This is a genomic window from Psychrobacter sp. N25K4-3-2 (genome assembly GCF_015351755.1).
In the GTDB taxonomy this organism is placed as follows: domain Bacteria; phylum Pseudomonadota; class Gammaproteobacteria; order Pseudomonadales; family Moraxellaceae; genus Psychrobacter; species Psychrobacter glaciei.
Map to the genome: position 1 here is coordinate 136,592 of NZ_JADKLX010000002.1, position 20,344 is coordinate 156,935.

General features: G+C 43.9%; 18 protein-coding genes. 11 read left to right on the forward strand and 7 right to left on the reverse strand.

Going from position 1 to position 20,344, the window contains the following annotated elements:
• Nucleotides 1-263: 263 nt before the first annotated feature.
• Entirely contained in the window at nucleotides 264-3,131 is a 2,868-nt protein-coding gene (glnE, locus tag IOD06_RS05640; RefSeq protein WP_194619827.1) for a bifunctional [glutamate--ammonia ligase]-adenylyl-L-tyrosine phosphorylase/[glutamate--ammonia-ligase] adenylyltransferase, read from the reverse strand.
• Nucleotides 3,132-3,711: 580 nt separating this feature from the next.
• On the opposite strand from glnE, the gene tusD reads away from it, so the two are divergent.
• From tusD to IOD06_RS05660, 4 genes are all read left to right on the forward strand, one after another.
• On the forward strand, nucleotides 3,712-4,173 hold the full coding sequence (gene tusD, locus IOD06_RS05645) for a sulfurtransferase complex subunit TusD (RefSeq protein WP_194619828.1): 462 nt from the start codon (nucleotides 3,712-3,714) through the stop codon (nucleotides 4,171-4,173).
• A gap of 67 nt (nucleotides 4,174-4,240) precedes the next feature.
• Nucleotides 4,241-4,564 carry a hypothetical protein gene (locus IOD06_RS05650; protein ID WP_194619829.1) on the forward strand — a complete coding sequence of 108 codons (324 nt, stop codon included), beginning with the start codon at nucleotides 4,241-4,243 and terminating at the stop codon, nucleotides 4,562-4,564.
• Between the two features lie 54 nt (nucleotides 4,565-4,618).
• Complete coding sequence (locus IOD06_RS05655; RefSeq protein ID WP_189584967.1) at nucleotides 4,619-4,948, forward strand: hypothetical protein; 330 nt, start codon at nucleotides 4,619-4,621, stop codon at nucleotides 4,946-4,948.
• Nucleotides 4,945-5,298: a TusE/DsrC/DsvC family sulfur relay protein gene (locus IOD06_RS05660; protein ID WP_194619831.1), complete on the forward strand. Its 354-nt coding sequence runs from the start codon at nucleotides 4,945-4,947 to the stop codon at nucleotides 5,296-5,298. The genes IOD06_RS05655 and IOD06_RS05660 overlap by 4 nt, the downstream gene beginning before the upstream one ends.
• Before the next feature lie 75 nt (nucleotides 5,299-5,373).
• On the opposite strand, the gene IOD06_RS05665 is transcribed toward IOD06_RS05660, so the two are convergent.
• A complete protein-coding gene (locus tag IOD06_RS05665) occupies nucleotides 5,374-5,943 on the reverse strand; it encodes a tRNA (cytidine(34)-2'-O)-methyltransferase (RefSeq protein ID WP_194619833.1) in 570 nt (189 codons plus the stop codon).
• 362 nt (nucleotides 5,944-6,305) lie between these two features.
• Here IOD06_RS05665 and IOD06_RS05670 point away from each other — a divergent pair, with 362 nt between their 5' ends.
• Nucleotides 6,306-6,446 (forward strand): entericidin A/B family lipoprotein, encoded by a 141-nt coding sequence (locus IOD06_RS05670; protein WP_189584958.1) that lies wholly within the window; start codon nucleotides 6,306-6,308, stop codon nucleotides 6,444-6,446.
• 123 nt (nucleotides 6,447-6,569) lie between these two features.
• Here the strand turns inward: IOD06_RS05670 and hemW are convergent, their stop codons facing one another.
• Nucleotides 6,570-7,796, reverse strand: a complete 1,227-nt coding sequence (hemW, locus tag IOD06_RS05675; RefSeq protein WP_194619836.1) for a radical SAM family heme chaperone HemW — start codon at nucleotides 7,794-7,796, stop codon at nucleotides 6,570-6,572.
• A gap of 383 nt (nucleotides 7,797-8,179) precedes the next feature.
• Here hemW and IOD06_RS05680 point away from each other — a divergent pair, with 383 nt between their 5' ends.
• From IOD06_RS05680 to accC, 5 genes are all read left to right on the forward strand, one after another.
• Nucleotides 8,180-8,677, forward strand: coding sequence for an EVE domain-containing protein (locus IOD06_RS05680; protein ID WP_194619838.1), 498 nt, complete (start codon nucleotides 8,180-8,182; stop codon nucleotides 8,675-8,677).
• A gap of 156 nt (nucleotides 8,678-8,833) precedes the next feature.
• Complete coding sequence (locus tag IOD06_RS05685; protein WP_194619840.1) at nucleotides 8,834-9,874, forward strand: hypothetical protein; 1,041 nt, start codon at nucleotides 8,834-8,836, stop codon at nucleotides 9,872-9,874.
• 485 nt (nucleotides 9,875-10,359) lie between these two features.
• On the forward strand, nucleotides 10,360-11,727 hold the full coding sequence (locus tag IOD06_RS05690) for an MATE family efflux transporter (RefSeq protein ID WP_194619842.1): 1,368 nt from the start codon (nucleotides 10,360-10,362) through the stop codon (nucleotides 11,725-11,727).
• A 370-nt stretch (nucleotides 11,728-12,097) separates the two neighbouring features.
• The gene (gene accB / locus IOD06_RS05695; protein ID WP_194619844.1) at nucleotides 12,098-12,526 is read left to right on the forward strand and encodes an acetyl-CoA carboxylase biotin carboxyl carrier protein; all 429 of its coding nucleotides are present in this window, start codon (nucleotides 12,098-12,100) and stop codon (nucleotides 12,524-12,526) included.
• A gap of 139 nt (nucleotides 12,527-12,665) precedes the next feature.
• Complete coding sequence (gene accC / locus IOD06_RS05700) at nucleotides 12,666-14,027, forward strand: acetyl-CoA carboxylase biotin carboxylase subunit (RefSeq protein ID WP_194619846.1); 1,362 nt, start codon at nucleotides 12,666-12,668, stop codon at nucleotides 14,025-14,027.
• Between the two features lie 191 nt (nucleotides 14,028-14,218).
• On the opposite strand, the gene IOD06_RS05705 is transcribed toward accC, so the two are convergent.
• Nucleotides 14,219-14,839, reverse strand: coding sequence for a hypothetical protein (locus tag IOD06_RS05705; protein WP_194619848.1), 621 nt, complete (start codon nucleotides 14,837-14,839; stop codon nucleotides 14,219-14,221).
• 258 nt (nucleotides 14,840-15,097) lie between these two features.
• Nucleotides 15,098-16,882: a 2-isopropylmalate synthase gene (leuA, locus tag IOD06_RS05710; protein ID WP_194619850.1), complete on the reverse strand. Its 1,785-nt coding sequence runs from the start codon at nucleotides 16,880-16,882 to the stop codon at nucleotides 15,098-15,100.
• Between the two features lie 217 nt (nucleotides 16,883-17,099).
• On the opposite strand from leuA, the gene IOD06_RS05715 reads away from it, so the two are divergent.
• Complete coding sequence (locus IOD06_RS05715) at nucleotides 17,100-17,588, forward strand: Lrp/AsnC family transcriptional regulator (RefSeq protein WP_194619852.1); 489 nt, start codon at nucleotides 17,100-17,102, stop codon at nucleotides 17,586-17,588.
• 5 nt (nucleotides 17,589-17,593) lie between these two features.
• Here the strand turns inward: IOD06_RS05715 and IOD06_RS05720 are convergent, their stop codons facing one another.
• Both IOD06_RS05720 and IOD06_RS05725 read right to left on the reverse strand, forming a co-directional pair.
• A complete protein-coding gene (locus IOD06_RS05720; RefSeq protein ID WP_194619854.1) occupies nucleotides 17,594-18,850 on the reverse strand; it encodes a YbfB/YjiJ family MFS transporter in 1,257 nt (418 codons plus the stop codon).
• Nucleotides 18,851-18,944: 94 nt separating this feature from the next.
• Nucleotides 18,945-20,297, reverse strand: a complete 1,353-nt coding sequence (locus tag IOD06_RS05725; protein ID WP_189584921.1) for an AarF/ABC1/UbiB kinase family protein — start codon at nucleotides 20,295-20,297, stop codon at nucleotides 18,945-18,947.
• Nucleotides 20,298-20,344: the final 47 nt, after the last annotated feature.

The following is a 20,344-nucleotide window of genomic DNA, read 5'->3' on the forward strand; positions in this document are numbered from 1 at the left end:
TAATATTTGAATGTTCAACAGACCCTAACAGTATCGATCAACATCGTATGATAACACTACAGCGTCAATTTTTATTGCTTAAAACACAGCATTATTATGACGAACGACTGACAGTGTTATGATGATGTGCGACCGATTATATCATTGGCCATGCTGGCAAATGCAAGGTTTTAGTTTGTGCTTAGGTGGCTCTTGTTTATATTAAAATATTGAGTTTGAACACATTGCCTTATATGAGCAGACGATAAGTAAAGAAGTTACTATTATTTTTGCTCTGCTGATTCTACACCCATAAGGTGTTGCCACTGCGCTTGTACTAACGCTCGCGTCTCTTGCCATAGCGACTCATCAACGAGTAGTGACTGCTCTGACAAGGCAAGCTGGTGAGTGGCTGCACGTATCCTGAGGTAGGCATCTGTCAAATCTTGACAGACTTGCGCCTCCCAAATACCAAGTGATGCAACTTCCTCAAAAATACGCACGTTGTCACTCCACTTAGTCAAGCTTGGGTATTCATGCGAATAAGCCAATACCGCAAATTGCGCTAGGAACTCAATATCGACAATACCGCCTGCATCTTGCTTAAGATGAAACTTACCGGCTTGTTGCTGCCATTGATTGGTGCCCAAGTGTTTTTGCATTTTGATACGCATACTGGTGACTTCATTACGTACTTGATCCAGTGTCCGTGGCAGTGACAACACATCTCGGCGAATATCACAAAAGCGTACAGTGACTCGTCTATCTCCGCAAATCGCGCGAGCACGTACCAGCGCCTGATGCTCCCATGACCACGCTTTATCGATTTGATAGGTTTCAAACGCATGACAAGATACCACCATCATGCCAGCATTCCCCGAAGGTCGCAGGCGCATATCAATCTCATAAGCGCGGCCATCACGGGTTTGAGTATTGAGATAATTCATTAGCTTTTGTACCAGACGAGCGGCAAATTTCATCCCACTCACTGACTTCTCGCCAGTAGTCATGCCCTGCTCTTTTATCTTATGTAAGAAGACCAAGTCCAAATCTGAAGAATACGACAATTCTAACCCGCCAAGCTTGCCATAACCGATAATGGCAAAACCGCAATCTGCTTCAGTGACCGGGTCGCCATCTTGGCCAATGGGATAACCATAACGGTTGACGATCTCAGCAAAGGCGCGCTCTAACGCTGCTTCTAGTACTACTTCAGCAATATATGTCAATGAGTCCGACACTTTCATTATCGGACGTTCAGCCAATACATCGCTAGCCGCGACAGCCAATACTTGGTTCTTTTTGAACAGTCGCAAAACGCTTAGTAGCTCTTCTTCATCGTTAGGCTCGACGCGCAGTAACTGTTGGCGCAGGATATCGCGCAGCTCACGCTTATCTGGCAAATGGCGATAGCGCTGCTGCAAAAAGGTATCCAACAACACAGGATACTGCGCCAGCTCTTTTGCGATCCAAGGACTGGCTGATAGCATCGGTATCAGCTCAATGGTGGCATTGGGGTTTTCTGCAATCATCACCAAATATATAGAGCGGCGGCAAATAGCCTCTAGCAATGCAATCAAGCGTGGCAAAGCAGTATTGGCTAGCTGCTGCTGTTCTTGATGGGCAAGTAGCGCATGTACGATGACAGGATAAGCATCATCCAAGCGCTCTCTGGCCTCATCACTCAAGTTAGCGACCATTTTTGACTGCCAAAACTTCTGTAATAACTCACGATTGCCTTTTGTTAATACTTCGTCTAAGCGCGCAATCTGCTCTTCTAAATGTTCTGGCTCTAGGTCGGTATCTTCATTATCAGGTACTTGGCGCTCAGTGACCATACGTTCAAATGGCACATTGACATTGTCTCGATGATGATTGAGCTGGCTGAGCAAAGCATTCCAGTCGTCAAACGCTAACGTGACTGCTAGGTTGTGCTGCCAATAAGGATCATGTGGTAGACGCTGAGTCTGCTGATCATTGATCGCCTGAATAGCATGTTCAAGCCGACGCAAAAAGCGATAAGCCATTTGCAGCTGCGCGTACGTTGACTGCTCTAGATATCCAAGTTCGCACAACACTTGCATTGCTTGTAGACAAGGCTTAATCTGTAGTTGCGGATGCCGACCACCGTAAATCAGCTGAAAAGCTTGTACAATAAACTCAATGTCTCTGATACCGCCCGCGCCAAGCTTAATATTATCTAAGTCTTCACGCTGTGCAACTTGATTTTGAATCAGAGATTTCATTTCTCTGAGTGCTGAAAAAGCACTGTAGTCAACATAATAACGAAAGACAAACGGTTTAATCAGTGCCTGAATCTCATCATAAAATGGCGGCTCTATCTGCCCAACCACACGTGCTTTTAGCCAAGCAAAACGCTCCCAAGCACGTCCATGCAAGGCAAAATACTTCTGTAAGGCTGAGAGATGGATGGCCAAATCACTTCCATCACCCCATGGGCGTAAGCGCATATCTACCCGAAAGACAAAACCATCTGCCGTTTTATTATCCAGTAGTTTAATAATCCCTTGACCAAGCCGAGTCATAAAACGCTTGTTGTCTATACTACGAGTGCCCTTCGCTTTGTCACCATTGGTCTCACCGCGCGCTTGATGCACAAATATCAAGTCAATATCGCTCGATAGATTTAACTCATGAGCACCAAGCTTACCCATGGCCATGATTGCCATGTCATCGATCTGCACATTGCCTAGCTCATTGACAAAGGTTGGTTCACCATATTTAGCAACTAAGTGCTGATAGGTATACTCCTTGGCAAATGAAATACAACCATCCGCAAACTCAGATAACTCATCGGTTAATTGCTCAAGGGCAATCATGCCTAGGGCATCTTGCCAAATCCAGCGCATCATCAACAGCATCCGTAAGTTTCGGAGGCCGCTCATGACCTTGGCTTCATCAGCAAGTTGGTAATTTTCATCTAGCGTGTAATCTTGGATTAGATCATCAATTTGCTGACGTGTTAAGGTATGATCAAGAGGATAACTGCGTAAAAACGTCTGACATGAAACGGTCCGACTTTCCCAAATCTGATAAGCAAACTCACTTGCCGTTTGCAGGACTTGAAGTTGTTCTACGGTAGGCTGATAATCTGTACCATTGTTCACACGTGAGGGCATAGCAGGTAACATAGTGACGAAAACTCCTTACATAGAATGGTAAGACTACGTGAACCTAGCTCATAAGTTTATTGTTTTTTCTTACGAGGCAGTCACAGCATTAAATAATAATACTCAATGTGCCTACACTTGAGATAAAACCACGTTAAATAACAGTGACTCTATTTGGTTTGCGGCGCTTTATGTTAGCATAAACATCTTTGATAGAGACGACTCACCTGTCTTTTATGATATAACGATATTAGGGCATGTCATCAATTAGCACATGGATACATTTAGTGGTCTTAAAATGGCTAAATTTAGCCAAACATCGTCAGAAATCTTGTCAATATGTTCATATTTACGGCAATTTCTTCCTTGTTTGGCTGCAATTTTCCTCATTTTAAGACGCACAATCTAAAGGATGACAAGCCCTAGATGTGACAGTATGATCCGCTGTATGTCGCATTATCAGTATAAACTCTGTTTTCTGTCACGCAAATTTGCACACAAGCACTATAATAATAATGACCAAATTTCTTTATACAAAGCATTTATAACAACTCGGCCATAATTTTTAAACTCTTATTTATAATATGTGATACCGCGCCTTATGACGACCACTACCCCACTATTACTGATTACTGCTGACCCTAGTCATCCATTGGCACACTTGGCGTTACGTTACGCACGCGCTTACTTAAAGAGCGCAGCCAATAGTCATGATATTGAAGACAATGACACTAATAGTACAGGCAGCAGCGATAATGCTACCACTGAACAACCACTGCTCAATGTCTTTTTTTATGGGGACTCAGCTCATATAGCCAATCGATTGCGCTGGCAGTCAGCTGAGCAAATTAACCTGACCCAAGAATGGAAAAATCTGGCTGACCATTATCAGTTACCCTTGCCCGTCTGTGTCAGTACTGCGCTCAGTCGTGGGATTAGTGATAGCGAAAACGGTACTCGCCATCGGCTTGACGGTGACAATCTTGCGAAAGAGTTTACGTTAGTGGGACTCAGTGAGCTGGCAATGATGATGCAAAGCAATTGTCGCCTCATACAATTCTAGCAGCGCATTATTAACAGCGACTGCTTTGACGACGACTGCTTGTGACGAACAACTTTTGGAATAGACCATGAAATTATTGATTCAGCTGCGTACACCAACAGAAATGGCAAGTTATGAAGGTTGTGCCCTCGCTTTAACCTTGGCAACGTTTGGACACGACATCCAGCTGTACTTAGATGCCCCTGTTTTTGGCTTATTGATGCAATCTGACTCGCGGCTGCACGGCATGATTCAGTCGCTTGAGCTGTATGATATGCCAGCCGCTTGGCTACCTGAGGATGTATTCAGTGGCTGGCTCACCGGTATGTTGCCGACTGATTTGGCATCACAGCTTACACTAGTGCCAGAGGTCATCAATTCACAAGACTTTGAGCAGATACTGGCCTTTTAAATCGCTACAGAATTTAGACTTATAAAATAACAAAGCACGTAATCGGATACTTTTATGGCAACTTTATATCAATTACATAGCAGCATGGACAAGCTCAGACGCAGCACAGAAGAGATATCACGCACTTGGCACACAGGTGACAGTATTCTACTACTAGGCACAACTGTCGCTTTTATTGACTGGCTCAATGCTTATTTGAATGACAGTGAGATAGATGGCATTGCGGGTATTTATGCCTTAGCAGATGACATAGCGCAGTTAACAGAAAACACTACTGGCAAGCTAAATTTAGAGAGCAAATTGACCCGTATTTTAACGGATGAAGAATGGGTCGAGCTGACTCAAGACAGCCAATTTGATAAAGTGGTGACCACTGCCTTATGACTATGCCTATACCTATACCTACTACGATGGCGACAACCGATATCGCCTTAGATCAAGACGGTCATTTATGTGATCACACTATTTGGTCGCCTGCGATTGCGCAGCAGCTGGCAAATACACTGGATATCAACTTGATTGCTGAACATCTAGAGATTTTACAACAGGTGCGCGCCTTTTTTGTCAAATTCAATCACGCGCCTGCCACGCGTCCGCTCATTAAATGGCTACAGAAAACCTTGCCTGAGCAGGATATAAGCAATCAAAAGTTGCAGCAACTATTTAATACTGGATTGGTCGCGCGTCACGTCAATCGTCTCGCTGGATTGCCCAAACCGCCTAACTGTTTATAGAGTCACACTGATTGCTATCCGAATTTGGAGGTTTAAAACATGACTTCCAATCAGAATCAATAAGTATATTAACCGCTATTTAGGGTCGTATACTGTCAGAGTGTCATAACCAACACTGCGACCTTCATCACCCACAAAACCCTGCTGACGCCATATCTCATATAAGCATATCGCCACACTATTGGACAGATTCAAACTGCGTGAATCTGCCAGCATGGGCAAGCGTAACCAATGATCGGCACCAATACTTTCACGAATGTCATCTGCCAGCCCTGCTGTCTCAGAGCCGAAGACTAGGGCGATGTTAGGTGGCGATGTCAGCGCATTTTTTCCACCATCATCACCAGTGACCTGCCCACTAAAATTATAATCATAAAATGGCTTGCTCAGCTTGGTAGTCAATGCTGTGATGATATGACAGTCCGATGCTATGAGCGCTTGCCTAGCAGCTGCCCAATCGTCATGTACCTGCAGGTGGGCATACTCATGGTAATCCAATCCTGCACGGCGTAGCTTCTTGTCGTCCAGCTCAAATCCTAAAGGCTTCACCAAATGTAACTGCGCCCCACTATTGGCGCATAAACGAATAATATTGCCAGTATTACTAGGCATTTTGGGTGCTACCAGCACGATATGAATAGTCATTATCACTCCATCAATTGTCTGAATAACATTATTTTAATTCTCTAGCAAATTTTATATAAATAGAACTTGGTATCAGGCTGGCTTAGTCTACTATTGTTAGTAGCTTCGCTCGTTGTCTTTATATGAAAGTTATCTTGAATAGAATATATATATCAAGCGTAATTAAAAGTTACAGTTTACTGGCAAAAATTACATTTTGATACTGGGCATATATTTTAACTTTCTTTATGATGGCTCTACTGGATTGCGAGATAATATATACACATTGTTATCGTATCCTGTAATCCTTCAGTGAGGCTTAAGCAATCTGCTTAGCGTCGCTGCTGTTACTTATAACTACCCATTTATTTTGAGGAATTATTATGAAAAAATTAATCATTGCATCTTTGACGGCTATGTTTGTATTGACTGGTTGCAACACTTTTAAAGGTCTAGGTCAAGACGTATCTGGCGCCGGTGATGCTGTAACTGGTAGTGCTCAAGAAGTTCAAAACAAAATCTAATTATTAATTCATTAGACTTGTTTTTGAAAGGCTTACCATTTATTTGGTAAGCCTTTTTTTGTTTCCATATTTTATCTTGTTGAGCAATCATTTTGCAGCATCTTTAAAACGAGCAAAGTCCTGTTATAAGAACGCTCTTAATATTTGGTTTAGATACCTGCTGCCTAATACTGTTGGCTTTAGCTGCTGACGATCATCTACGAGTAACCCTTGCTTGACTAGCTTATCTACTTGCCCAGCGACACTGTCATAGCAAAGTCCTGTTCGATCCTCAAACAGTGCCCACGACACACCATCGTGCAGACGTAGTGCATTTAGCATGAACTCGCTCACCAATTCGTCACTAGCAATCTGTTGCCAACCAATCATTTTTGGAAAGTTTTGGCTGTCATGAGATGTCTCAGTTATATCTTGATAGTCGATATAATCCTTGGGTAAACGTGACTTACTAAAACGATAAATACCTGATTCTGCTACTAACTCACTGACTTGCCCTTCATGTTTTTTTACAGTCACCTTGCCATGAGCACCTGCCCCAATCGCCAAATAATCCCCAAACTGCCAGTAATTGACATTGTGGCGGCATGGCTTATCGGAAGCACCAGACCATGCCGACACTTCATAATTGTCATAACCCAATTGCTGTAGCAATGCCTGACCGGCTTGCTCAATATCAGCGAGACTGTCCTCATCTGGCAAAATAGGCTGACTGCGATAAAACACCGTGTTAGGCTCAATCGTTAGCTGATACCAAGAGATATGCGTCGCACCAGCATTATGCGCGGTTTGAATATCGTTCAATGCTTCGACCAAATTTTGCTGCGGCAAGCCATGCATCAAGTCGACATTGACGCGTTCAAACCCAGCACTCCGTGCCGCCTTAATCGCTGATAATGCTTGCTTGGGATCGTGTATGCGCCCGAGGGTTTTGAGCTTATCCGCAGCGAAGCTTTGCACACCAATTGACAAGCGATTGATACCGACATCCAGATACTGAGCAAATGGCGCGTGTTCAAGCGTACCCGGATTGGCCTCCATCGTAACCTCAATATCATCTGCGAATATAAAACACGCACGCAATCCAGCGAATAAACGTTGATACTGCTCAATCGGCAGCAGCGACGGCGTCCCACCGCCAATAAATATCGAGCCAATCTCACGCCCTTGAGTCAACGACTGCTGCATTTGAGCATCTAATAACAAGGCATCCACATATTCGTCATACATCGATAGCTGACTGTCTATCGGTAGCTCGTGCGAATTAAAGTCGCAATAAGGGCACTTCTTTACACACCATGGAATGTGAATGTAAAGTGCTAACGGAATATTCATCACGTTTATATCAGTCATATGAGCATCGCTATTGGTAAAATCGAAGGCATTAGTCTTATTTGGTATGTAGGATTGACTATAGCTATAAAAAGTATCGCTAGGATAACGGTTAGAGGCCTTAATGAAAAGCATCATGACAACAAAATAACTCACAAAACCACTCACAAAATCTATGTTAATACTGGCATCTGACAGGCAATATAACCATTACTCACAGAAATTGGTCGTTAATAAACCACCGCTATAGTAGATTCACTTTAAAAAAGAGACAGTGTGACTGGGCTGAATTTTTCGTCGCCTCTGTAATAGCAGCAAGCAAGGAAAATTTATACCAGTCACACCTAACTGGCAATATATCGATTTTATTCTGAACTGACGATACCAATAAAGGAATACAAGATATGGCCTATTGGCTTATGAAATCAAACCCAAAGTTTTTTAGTATTCAGGACTTGCAGCGTTTAGGCACAGAAGGTTGGGATGGTGTGCGCAACTATCGTGCCCGTAATTTTATGCGCGATGACATGCAAGTCGGTGATAAGGTATTCTTTTATCACTCTAGCGCCAAACCCTCTGGCGTTGCTGGCATTATGACCGTCAGTCAAGCGGGCTATCCCGACCCCACCCAGTTTCATCCCGAACATCGTCATTACGACCCTATCGCCACCGAAGATGAGCCACGATGGTACATGGTAGATGTCACCTTTGAGCAGGCATTTATAGAGGTCTTACCCTTATTAGAGCTCAAGTTTTTGCCCGCACTTGAGGACTCATTGCTGCTTAGAAAAGGCTGTCAGCAGTTAACCGTTATTCCTCTAGAACCCAAACACTGGCAGGCTATCATCGATATGGCAGAAACGCTTAATTTGATATCCGACAATAACAATCTTGCACTGTAACCATTGCGTATGTTTTCTATGACATCAATTAACACTTATTCATGCGTTTGCCTTTTAAATTTTGCTATATTTATCAGCCCAAATAAAAAACTATATACCCAACAGCAATATTCTACCTTTTTGTAACCGTCATATTTTAATCATCAGGACTCGTTTATGAGCGCACCCAAACTAGTATTGTCTTTATTAACCGTTAGTATGCTCGGCCTAACGCTGAGTGCTTGCGGCAGTGATAGCGATAAGATCAAAGAAGAGTATGACCGTGTAGAAGATCAGGTTAAAGATGAATACGATCGTATAGAAGACAAGGTCAAAGAAAAGTATAAAGAGGCCGAAGATAAGCTGACCGATGACGAAAAGAGTATGGCAGAGATTTTAGAATCTGTATTTTTACCAGAGGAGTCATTTGACAACTTCTTAGACAAGCTCACTCCAGAAGGCGGACGCGGCGGTCTCTATGTCGGACACTTCGTCGAGCTAAACGACGGTGATAATAATGACATCGATATCGGTGCGGTCTACTTCGACATCAGTAATCAAGGTGCGGGTAGCGTCGATGGCAGCTTTAGTTATCAGCAGCAAGCTTGCCAAGAAAATAATGCTTTAGGCATAAACTCAGCGCTCAAAATCGACAACTATATCGCTGGAAAAGTCACGGGTAGCCTCGATACCTTAGAGTTTTTGGATGTCAAGTATGTCAGTGACTTAGGGTTAGAGACGCCAAACTTACTCACTACTTTTGCAGGGAGCTTTGAGGAAAAACAAGCTGGCTCACCGTGGAAAGGCAGTTTTGAATACCTAGACGGTTTAGGCGGGCAAAAACTGTCCAGCGGTGAAGACAACTGCAAGGTGACTTATACCCTAAGCAATCGCTCCAATTTCACCACTTACGCGCTCGATTACGACCTTGGCAAGATGAACCTCGATGTAACGGGCAATGGTAGCCAAAAAACCGTTACTTGGCAGAATCCGATCGATACTCAGCATGTATTGGTCAGTCAAATTGATGTTAATAAAGCCGAGTCTGGTGCTAACGGTTACGTCCAAAACCTTGTGTTGAGCAACCTTGAAACGCAATTTACACCGGTGATTCCAAACAGCTCGACCAACTACGCCATCGTAGTGCAAGCGTTCGATGCTAATAACACCTTGATCGGCTATCAAGCAGTGGTACAAGATTTGCCAGAATCCCGATAGATTTTGGCCATATAATAGACTTTCTTGTAGAAGCCTAGGGCGTATCTTCATTTCAAAAATGGTGATAAAAATGAGATAAATTGCCGTCAAACAAGAAAAATAGTGCAGATAATATCGGGACATTAACCAGCTATTTGACGATGTTTGGCAAGATTTAGCCATTTTTAGCCCATTCAGATGACTATCGAGTGAAATTGAAGACACGCCCTAGGTTTAACCCACGTGATGGATGTTACTAAGCGCCATAAAACCTTTCTAAAACGTTGACATCCCAGTCTGGCTTCTTTACCATCTTATCTACTTATGACCTGTCAATCTATCACTTGGATTGACGGGTTATTTTTATTTAAGTAGCTTTACTTATCGAATTGCTTGTCTTATTTATTGTCAGTACAACGCCACTGTTGCTGTCTCGTTATTGAGTGGTCGATGACAGTATTTGTCTATCAACACTAACCACCGCGAATTATGAAAAGTTGCTAATTATGGCTTTGCCAATATCCTTTACCGATTTTAAAAGCTACAGTTTACGTTTGGGCGTGCTCGCCTTACCCATCTTGATTACTCAGTTTTGCCAAGCAGCACTGGGTGTCGTCGATGCTATCATGGCAGGTCAAGTTTCTGCCCTCGACTTGGCAGCGGTCGCTGTTGGCTCTGGTATTTGGCTGCCACTGTTCTTATTAGCCACGGGTATTTTAATCGCCACCACCCCTCTCATTGGGGAAGCTATAGGACAGAATAAACACAACCAAGTACCACATATCACTCAGCAATCCTTGTGGACAGCAGGTGTGATTGGGATTCTTGGGTTTATTATTGTCAACCTTGCACCCAATGTCCTTGGTGTCATGGGCGTCCCCGAAAATATCCAACCGATAGCGTCGCAGTATTTACATGGGGTGTCGTTTGGTTTTCCTGCACTGGCAGTCTATGCCGTCCTACGCAGTTATTGCGAGGCGCTTGGGCGCCCTGAGCCGGTGACAGTGATTAGTATCATTGGCCTGATCGCAGATATCCCGCTCAACTATATCTTTATCCATGGTCTGTTTGGCATGCCAGAAATGGGCGGCGCTGGCTGCGGGGTCGCAACGGCATTAGTATTATGGATAAACGTCTTATTGCTCGTCGCTTATACCAGCTTTACTAAGCGCCAGCAATTTGCCAGTACGCGCTTCTTTTATAGTTTTGCCAGACCCAATCGCACACAGATAAAAAAACTGCTCAAGCTTGGTATCCCGATTGGCATCTCAATCTTCTTTGAGGCCAGTCTATTTAGCTTAGGCGCACTGGTCATCAGTCCATTGGGTGAGCTGGCAACTGCCTCGCATCAAGTGGCGCTGGCGGTGACATCGCAGCTGTTTATGATACCCATCTCGGTTGCCATGGCTCTGACCATTATGGTGTCCAATCGCTTTGGTGAAAAGAACCTGCTGGCGCTGCGCCATGTACAAGCGACTGGACTTATCTGGACCGTGCTCATTGCCATCGTTTGTATGCTTGGAATTTGGCTATTCCGCCCACAACTGGCAGCCGCGTTCACGGACAATGTAGAAGTCAGAGCGCAAGCCATGCACCTCCTCATCTTTGCCCTTGCTTACCAACTATTTGATGGCTGGCAGGTCAACATTGCGGGGATACTACGCGGTATGCAAGACACCACGATACCGATGTGGGTGACGCTATTTTGCTATTGGTTGGTTGCCTTGCCACTTGGCATCTATTTGGTGCGTTTCACGGATGTGGGCGCGCAAGGGTTTTGGATGGCATTGATCACGGGTTTGTTTTTATCCTCTATCCTGCTCACCCTTCGTCTACGCTATCAACAAAAGCGCCTCACGATACTTTGGGCTTAAAGTTGCTATAGTCGGTTCAATATAGTCGGTTCAATATAATTTGGATACAAGGAAGGCTAGCGAAAGTACTACAATTAGTAGACTAAGCAAGGCTGACACCGTATCCAACTTATATAGGATTGACTATATCATTCTTCTCTAATCGTAGTGTCTAGTAACCAATGCTGGCACTACTTGGCCACATAGACTATGATAAATCACTGATGATTTCTTACTCATAAGAAAAGCTTACGTCAAAATATGTAAAATTTCTCAGTTAACAACTGTACATTGATTGCTCATTGCCATGAATCTAGGTATCATTAGCAATTACTTAGACAATATTTCGTTACACTATTTCTTGAATTTAGTACAAGGCATTATAAAAACTATGGATATTGAAAAAATACGTACCCTAATCGCCCTCATGGAAGAAAGTGAACTGGTCAATTTAGAAATCAGTTCGGATGATGAGCATATTAGTCTGACAAGGCATTATGATACGCCAGCACCAACAATGATGGCTGCGCCTGCTGCTGGAGTAGCGCCTGCTGCTGCTGACACAAAACCAGCCATAAAAGCTGGTAGCGTTGAAACCTCACCAATGGTTGGCGTGTATTATTCAGCGCCTAGCCCGAATGATCCACCATTTGTGAAAGTCGGACAAAAGGTGCAAGCGGGTGATACGCTTGGCATTATCGAAGCCATGAAAATCATGAACCCTCTTGAAGCGACTCAAAGTGGTGTCGTTGACGAAATTTTGGTAGATAACTCTGAAGTCGTACAGTTTGGCCAGCCTATGATTCGCTACAAAGCGTAATAATATTCGCCAACCTTTACTTCGTTATGATTGATATCTCGTTATTGCTCATCGCGCCCCACCATTGCATTTGATGATGGCAATCGATGACTGGCATAGCGAGTGAATCGTTAACTACCGCTTCGACAAGGATGACCCCATGATAAAAAAACTGCTCATCGCCAATAGAGGTGAAATCGCACTACGCATCGTTCGTGCGTGTAAAGCGCTAGGAATCGAAACCGTAGGCGTCTACTCAACGGCTGACGCCAATTTGATGCACCTGCGTTTTGTTGATGAGGCCATTTGTATCGGCAAGCCAAATGCCAATCAAAGCTATCTTGATATCAATACTATTTTAACCGCAGCAGAAATCTCTGGTGCTGATGCTATCCATCCCGGTTATGGTTTTTTGTCCGAAAACGCCGAATTCGCTGAGCGTGTTGAAGAAGCAGGCCTAACCTTTGTTGGCCCTAATGCCGATCATATCCGACTCATGGGCAATAAAGTCTCCGCTATTAATGCCATGAAAAAAGCAGGTGTACCTACCGTGCCCGGCTCTGTTGGAGCGGTGACCTTGCACAATGCGGAAGAACAAGCACGCAACATTGGTTTTCCCCTATTGATCAAGGCGGCGTCTGGTGGTGGTGGTCGTGGGATGCGTGTGGTTGAGCGCTTTGAAGAGGTCATCGGACAAGTACAAGCAGCAAAACAAGAAGCTGAGCTATGGTTTGGTGATGATACCGTCTATATGGAACGCTATCTACAAAACCCACGTCATGTCGAAGTACAAGTGCTGGGCGATGGCAATGGTAATGCGATTCATCTGTATGACCGTGATTGCTCATTACAACGTCGTCATCAAAAAGTCCTAGAAGAAGCACCTGCGCCCGATATCCCTGATGATGTGCGCGAGCCTATCTTAAGGGCATGTGTCAAAGCTTGCGAGCTGGTCAAGTATCGGGGTGCCGGTACGTTTGAGTTTTTATTCGAAAACAACGAGTTTTTCTTTATTGAAATGAACACTCGGGTACAGGTAGAGCATCCCGTTACTGAGATGATTACGGGTATCGACGTCGTCGTTGAGCAGCTAAAAATTGCCGCAGGTTACGGCTTGTCTTACCGCCAAAGCGAGATTGAAATTCAAGGTCATGCGATTGAGTGCCGTATCAATGCTGAAGATCCAGCGACCTTTATGCCATGTCCTGGTACCGTCAATCAGTTGTTTGCCCCAAGTGGTGCTGGCGTTCGATTTGATTCGCATTTGTATCCTGGGTATGAGATACCGACGTATTATGATTCGTTGATAGGCAAGCTTATCTGTCATGGTCAAACTCGCCAGCAAGCCATCTCTAAGACACTACACGCGCTTGATGAATTGGTGATTGAGGGCATCAAAACCAATATTCCTTTACATCGTGACGTGATATTAGCGGATGATAGTTTTGTACAAGAAGCACAAAACATTCACTATCTAGAAAGAGAATTATTAACAGCACACAAAGCCAAATCAAAGTCTTAGTTTGCCACTTTATTTTTGTATAACGATAATGAGTAAAATCATCATTTAGCGTCGATAAATAGACTTGGTAAACAGACCTGATAAATAGAATTAAAAAACCCGCTATCTATTAAGATAGCGGGTTTTTTAATGGGCTCACATAAAATTTAATTTTCTTTATAGATAATAATGTCAATAGAATGTATCAAACATTATGGCAATACTCTGTTGAAGTTCATAAAGCATTCTCTGCCATCAGGGTCAGCGCACCACTGCATTTGGTTGCCATCATGGTTCAAAAATGCTATCAGCGCTTCATCAGTTTGATCAATCTTATTACCAGAGCAGTCTACTTCATTATTGTCATATACCGTTCGAATGGCAATAACGGGTAAACCTTCTTCGCGATGAGTGACCAGATAGCGACCGTACGTCCATTCTTCACCACTGACAGCCCACATTTCATTGTCGGCACCAAAGTTATATAACTCACGGCATTGATTGGAAGCCAACGCTGACGCCATTAAATTATTGCGGGAGTTCGGCTGAATATTAAGAACACGCTCTTCGCTTTGTGTAAGAATCCCACCGTCTGTACCAGCATTTATTTTTGGCTCATCACCTTTGCTTGCTGGCGTGTCTACCAATGCCGCTTGCCTAGCCTCAGCCTCTTTAGTCATGGTCATACTACTGTCTAAGTCTATTTCCCATTGTCCAGCAATGGCAGGACTAATATGCGTCGTAATCGTCGGCTTACTAACTACTTCGCCATTCACTGGCAAGGAAGCCAGAATAGAGGCCAATGTAAATGAAGCAAATGATATCGGTTCCATAATCAACCTTTTTATTTATAATAATTGAGCAATACGCACATTAGCGTAAGTCTTAGACACCAAAAACACAAGTAACATTATGCTATTGGGTTTATGACACACGGAATCTAATAGCTTATTAATTATTTTATCACCCGTGTCTGTTTTAACCACTCAAACAATAACGCCATGGTTCTCTCTGACGAATCGTAAAGAACCATGACGTTATGCGTGGGCAGTATTAACGCTACTAGCGCGCTATGTACTACTGTTGAGCTATTAAGCAGCCGTAGTATTTAATGCTTGAGCAAAGGCAGATAATGCCCCTTTCAACATCGCTGATACCGTGCTGCTACAGGTGCCAATACCAGAGTACACCTCGCCATCAACATTCAATTGAATGTAAGCGGCAGCATTGGCATTGGTTTTGTTATCACGATTGTTATCATCATCGATGCCATTACCGCTATTGTGCTGCGGATTGATCGCGTGCTCAGCATAATTGATGATATGTAGCGACTTGCCAGTATGCTGAGCAAGACCATTGATAAATGAGGATAATGGACCATTACCCGTGCCATCGATAGTAATGGTATCGCCATTCATCTGTACTTGACCGTTAAAATAAACCTGCCCACCTTTATTGTTCACGCTGTAGTCTAGTAGCTCAAAGCTGCCTTGACGCAAATAGGTGTCCTCAAAGGTCTGTAAGATTTCATCATTTTGTAATTCGCGCGCCACTGTTTCGGCTTGCTGCTGAACCACGCGGCTAAAGTCAATTTGCATCCAACGTGGCAAGTTAAAGCCATAATTGCGTTGCAAGATATAAGCGACCCCACCTTTGCCAGACTGGCTGTTGATACGTACCACATCTTGGTAACTGCGACCAATGTGCGCTGGATCAATAGGTAGATACGCCACATCCCAAACGTTATCGGTTTGGTCTGTATGTTGCTCATTATAATCGAGAGATTTTTTGATGGCATCTTGATGTGAGCCACTGAAGGCAGTAAAGACCAATTCACCAACATAAGGATGACGTGGATGCAGCGGCAAGTTATTGCATTCGCTGACCACTTGGACGATTTCACTCATATTGCTAAAATCAAGCTCAGGATCAATACCTTGGCTAAATAAGTTCATCGCCATGACCATAATATCCATATTACCGGTACGCTCGCCATTACCAAGCAACGTCCCTTCAATACGATCTGCACCCGCAAGCACCCCTAGCTCAGCAGCGGCAACGGCACAGCCACGGTCATTGTGCGTATGCAAACTAACGATCACATGCTCGCGCATAGCAAGATGGCGACAGAAATACTCAACTTGATCGGCAAAGACATTGGGCATAGATGCTTCAACGGTCGCCGGTAAATTAAAAATTACTTCTTGACCATTCTGCGGCTGCCAAACTTCACAAACCGCATCGCAGACTTCTACCGCATACTCAGTCTCTGTCTGGCTAAAGCTTTCTGGCGAGTATTGAAACACCCATTCTGTCTCAGGGTATTTTGCCGCATATTCTTTCAATAGCTTGGCACCTACGATAGCAATTTCTTTAATCTCAGCTTTGTCTTTGCCATAGACTTTTTCACGTTGGACACGGCTGGTTGAATTATAGACATGGACGACAGCACGTTTTGCGCCTTTTAATGATTCAAACGTACGGGCAATTAAATGCTCACGTGCCTGTACCAAGACCTGCAACGTCACATCATTAGGCACATGGTTTTCTTCAATAAGTTTGCGGGCAAAATCAAACTCAACTTGCGCCGCTGATGGGAAACCAATCTCGATTTCTTTAAACCCTACATCGACTAAAGTTTCAAAAAAGCGCATTTTTTGTTCAATAGTCATCGGATCGATCAAAGCCTGATTACCATCACGCAGATCGACACTTGCCCATATTGGTGATTTCTCAATCGTTTTGCTTGGCCATGTGCGATCTGGTAATGAGGGCGCAAACGCAAATGGACGATATTTTTGATAGTCAAAAGCGGCACTTTTTGGTGTCTTTTTGGCAGTCGGCGTGGCTACAGTGCGTGTGGCTTGGTCAGACATAATCAATCCTTAGGTAATATGAAATTTATATTTTAGCGAATAAGGCTGCTGATTAGATCAGTATTGAGCATACGAGATAACTAAAACTTATACTCTAATAATAGCAAAGTTTATGAGAGAGAAACCCGCTTTATTACACTATAATTAGAGTTTATTTAGTGAAATAAAGCGTTTTTGTAGATATAATTAGATTATTTCACTAGCGAGTAACTATTCCATGCCTAGTAGTCATTCTGATAGTCCCATATTGACTGATATTGATGAGACCGATAGACGTTTATTGTGTTTATTACAGACTGAAGCGCGAATGAGCATCACTGAGCTTGCCGAGCGTGTCAATTTATCTGCGACCCCTTGTGCACGCCGCATCAAACGCTTAGAAGATACCGGTGTCATCACTGGCTATCATACCAAAACAGATGCGCAAAAACTTGGCTACCCGCTCGCCGTATTTATCGCAGTCAGTATGGATCGTCATACGGCTGAGCGTTTCGATCAGTTTGAGCGCAAGGTCCAGAGTTTTGAGGAAGTTATTAGCTGTAGCATCGTCACAGGACGCACGGAAGACTATCTTATTAAAGTGAGAGTGCGCGATATGGCGCATTACGAGGAGTTTTTATTACACCGGCTCAATCGTATCGAAGGCGTGGCTCAAGTGCATACCAGTTTTGAGCTACGAGAAGTGTTTAGCCGCAGCGTGGTCTAAAGGATTTAAGCACTTGTGGGTGACTGTCGGTGGAACAATATCAGCAATATTAATCCAATAATAAGTCCAATAGCAGCAACGAGCAACCCTGCATTGAAATTGTCGTCCTGCCCTGCCAAGGCCACCGTCACCAATGGCCCTAAAAACTGCCCCAATGCATAAGCCAGTGTCGCCAATGCAATCAGCAAATTAGAATAGGCAGGATTGATATTTTTAAACAAAGTGAGTGTCATCGATACCATACCAACGAAAGTTAGCCCTAAGATAGCGGCATTACCATACAAGCCAATCGCACCGTCGAACCATATGGGTAAGCACATACCAAATGCTTGCAATACCGTCAAACCCATCAAGGTTTTTGTTTCCCCAATTCGCTTGGCAAGTGCCCCCCACAAGGGGTTTGATAACATGGCAAAAATACCAACAACCAGCCAAATCAATAGTCCAGCATAAGTTTGCGCTGTTAACCGCTGCGCTGCCATCACTGGCAAAAAAGTCGCAGAACTGATATAACCAAACCCAGCAAGTACATAGCTCACAGAAAGTAGCGCAAGGGCTTTATGGTGACCAACAACGGCTTCGTATAAGGAATGCTTAAAATTTAAATAGGTTTGATGCACTGATATGTGCTGTTTAGCGCGAATGTGCTGAGATTCAGTATGCTGTGACTGTCTTGGTTTTATAGCATAGAGCAGCCACAAAAGCGGCAGACTAGTAAGACCTGCTACTAGCCAAATCACATCAAAATGATAACCCAATATTAATAGCCACCACGTCAGTATGGCGGAGGCGCTAATGCCAACACCAATACCTGCATAATGTACTGCCGAAAGTACAGAGCGACGCTCAGGGCTGAGATTTTGAATCACAAACGAAGAGCTTAAGATCATTCCCACACCGCTTGCAATGCCTGCCAGCAAGCGAATGATATACCATAAATTTAACGACATAGATGGCACAACCAGCAGCATCGTTGTGACGATACTTACCATGACCCAAAGCGTCATGACCTGCCATGTCGCGCGCTGAGGTACGAACATGGCAATGAGCGCGCCGATAAAGTATCCAATATAATTGATTGAAGCCAACCAGCCTGCAATCGTCGTCGATAACGATAGCTGCACCATAATATTAGGTAAGGTGGCGGTAAAGAGAAAACGTCCATAGCCCATAACCACTGCCATGCAGTAGAGACCGATACAGGCAATGGCAGCTTCGTTGGTAATCGTAGGAAAAATACGGTTTTTAAAAGCCGTCATCATGACAGAGCCATTTTTGCGACCATTAGCACACAATCCTTTGTGTTAAAGCATTCAAAAGCAGCGATAAGTTAGTAATGAAACATACAATAAAAACTTACGATACATTTAATGCCGGTGGCATGGTTGCATCTATCTCTGTATGTCCCAGCATTTGCACACGTTGATCACTAAACATATCCATATCAGGCGCAAGCGTACGCATAAAACGGTCAAAATAGAGCATCTGCTTGGTCAATAAGGCAAAATCACGTGGAAAATGGATACCATGACGCTTACCGACTTCTACGATTTCTAGCATCATTTTATTCATCTCATCGGCTTGCTCTTTGCTGTTGAAAGGCACACCGCTGGTAAAGGCTTTGTCCTCCGCCATGATGGTTTTCATCATACGCTGCAAATCATTACCCAATGCCACCACATCAACTTTATTACCACCGTGCGTCATCTCCATATCAATCATATGGCGTGCCATTGATTGATAGTCACTGTCCTGCATGGCTTGCATCATGCCCATACAAGCCCGCCAGCTTTCGGCTTTAAGCTTACCGACAATACCAAAGTCCAAAAAGCCAATACGGCCATCAGTCAGCAGCATCAAATTGCCCGCATGCAAGTCAGCGTGGAAGCTATTGCACAGCATGAGGCTGGCAAACCATGTGTTTAACGTATCTGCCATAACTTGCGCAGGATCAGCGCAGTATTGGCGCATGAGCGACTCATCGACCATAGAGACGCCATATAAACGGCTCATAGTTAACACGCGCTTGGTGGTCAGCGCTTCATATACTTTGGGTGCGACCACGCGAGTGTTACCTGATACTGCTAAAAACTGCTGAAAATCACGGATGTTTTGTGCCTCGGCGATAAAGTCCGTCTCAGCAAGCATTCGCAAACGAATCTCATCGATAATAGGTGCAATGCTCGCAAACTTCATCGATGGCATGAGTAGCTCAACTAACTTAGTGACGCCATGCAATACGCCCAAATCCGTCTGCATGATGGTCTCAACGCCCGGCTTTTGCACCTTTAGCACCACCTCATCACCATTGTGCAAACGCGCTGCATGAACTTGAGCGATGGAGGCTGACGCTAGTGGCTTTGAGTCGATATGAGCAAACTTGTCATCAAGCGTCATGCCATCAATCGCCAGCTCTTCTGTGAGCACCTGTTCAATATATGCAAAAGATAATGGCGTCGTCTGATCCAAACAACTTTGGAACGCCTTGACATAGTCGCGTGGAAACAATGACGGCGTACTGGCAATAAACTGGCCAATTTTGATATAAGTCGTACCTAACTGCTCAAAGGTTTCTTTAAGTAGCATGGCATCAGGTTTTTCACCTTTTGCCACTCTCAGCGCAGATAAACCTGCCACGCTAGCTGTTTGGCGAACACGATTGACGACATTAAAAGTATGCTTTAATAAATGCGGACGATGAATTTTCATAAGAAACAACTATGGTAATAAAAGGAATGTTTGGGGATAGATGGTTA

Excerpts from the sequence above, each read along its gene's own strand:
- IOD06_RS05655 (WP_189584967.1), top strand. The coding sequence starts at position 4,619 with ATGGCAACTTTATATCAATTACATAGCAGCATGGACAAGCTCAGACGC.
- IOD06_RS05715 (WP_194619852.1), top strand. The coding sequence starts at position 17,100 with ATGCCTAGTAGTCATTCTGATAGTCCCATATTGACTGATATTGATGAG.
- IOD06_RS05670 (WP_189584958.1), top strand. The coding sequence starts at position 6,306 with ATGAAAAAATTAATCATTGCATCTTTGACGGCTATGTTTGTATTGACT.
- IOD06_RS05720 (WP_194619854.1), bottom strand. The coding sequence starts at position 18,850 with ATGATGACGGCTTTTAAAAACCGTATTTTTCCTACGATTACCAACGAA.
- tusD (WP_194619828.1), top strand. The coding sequence starts at position 3,712 with ATGACGACCACTACCCCACTATTACTGATTACTGCTGACCCTAGTCAT.
- IOD06_RS05690 (WP_194619842.1), top strand. The coding sequence starts at position 10,360 with ATGGCTTTGCCAATATCCTTTACCGATTTTAAAAGCTACAGTTTACGT.
- accB (WP_194619844.1), top strand. The coding sequence starts at position 12,098 with ATGGATATTGAAAAAATACGTACCCTAATCGCCCTCATGGAAGAAAGT.
- IOD06_RS05660 (WP_194619831.1), top strand. The coding sequence starts at position 4,945 with ATGACTATGCCTATACCTATACCTACTACGATGGCGACAACCGATATC.
- IOD06_RS05685 (WP_194619840.1), top strand. The coding sequence starts at position 8,834 with ATGAGCGCACCCAAACTAGTATTGTCTTTATTAACCGTTAGTATGCTC.
- IOD06_RS05665 (WP_194619833.1), bottom strand. The coding sequence starts at position 5,943 with ATGACTATTCATATCGTGCTGGTAGCACCCAAAATGCCTAGTAATACT.
- IOD06_RS05650 (WP_194619829.1), top strand. The coding sequence starts at position 4,241 with ATGAAATTATTGATTCAGCTGCGTACACCAACAGAAATGGCAAGTTAT.
- hemW (WP_194619836.1), bottom strand. The coding sequence starts at position 7,796 with ATGACTGATATAAACGTGATGAATATTCCGTTAGCACTTTACATTCAC.
- IOD06_RS05705 (WP_194619848.1), bottom strand. The coding sequence starts at position 14,839 with ATGGAACCGATATCATTTGCTTCATTTACATTGGCCTCTATTCTGGCT.
- IOD06_RS05725 (WP_189584921.1), bottom strand. The coding sequence starts at position 20,297 with ATGAAAATTCATCGTCCGCATTTATTAAAGCATACTTTTAATGTCGTC.
- glnE (WP_194619827.1), bottom strand. The coding sequence starts at position 3,131 with ATGTTACCTGCTATGCCCTCACGTGTGAACAATGGTACAGATTATCAG.
- IOD06_RS05680 (WP_194619838.1), top strand. The coding sequence starts at position 8,180 with ATGGCCTATTGGCTTATGAAATCAAACCCAAAGTTTTTTAGTATTCAG.
- leuA (WP_194619850.1), bottom strand. The coding sequence starts at position 16,882 with ATGTCTGACCAAGCCACACGCACTGTAGCCACGCCGACTGCCAAAAAG.
- accC (WP_194619846.1), top strand. The coding sequence starts at position 12,666 with ATGATAAAAAAACTGCTCATCGCCAATAGAGGTGAAATCGCACTACGC.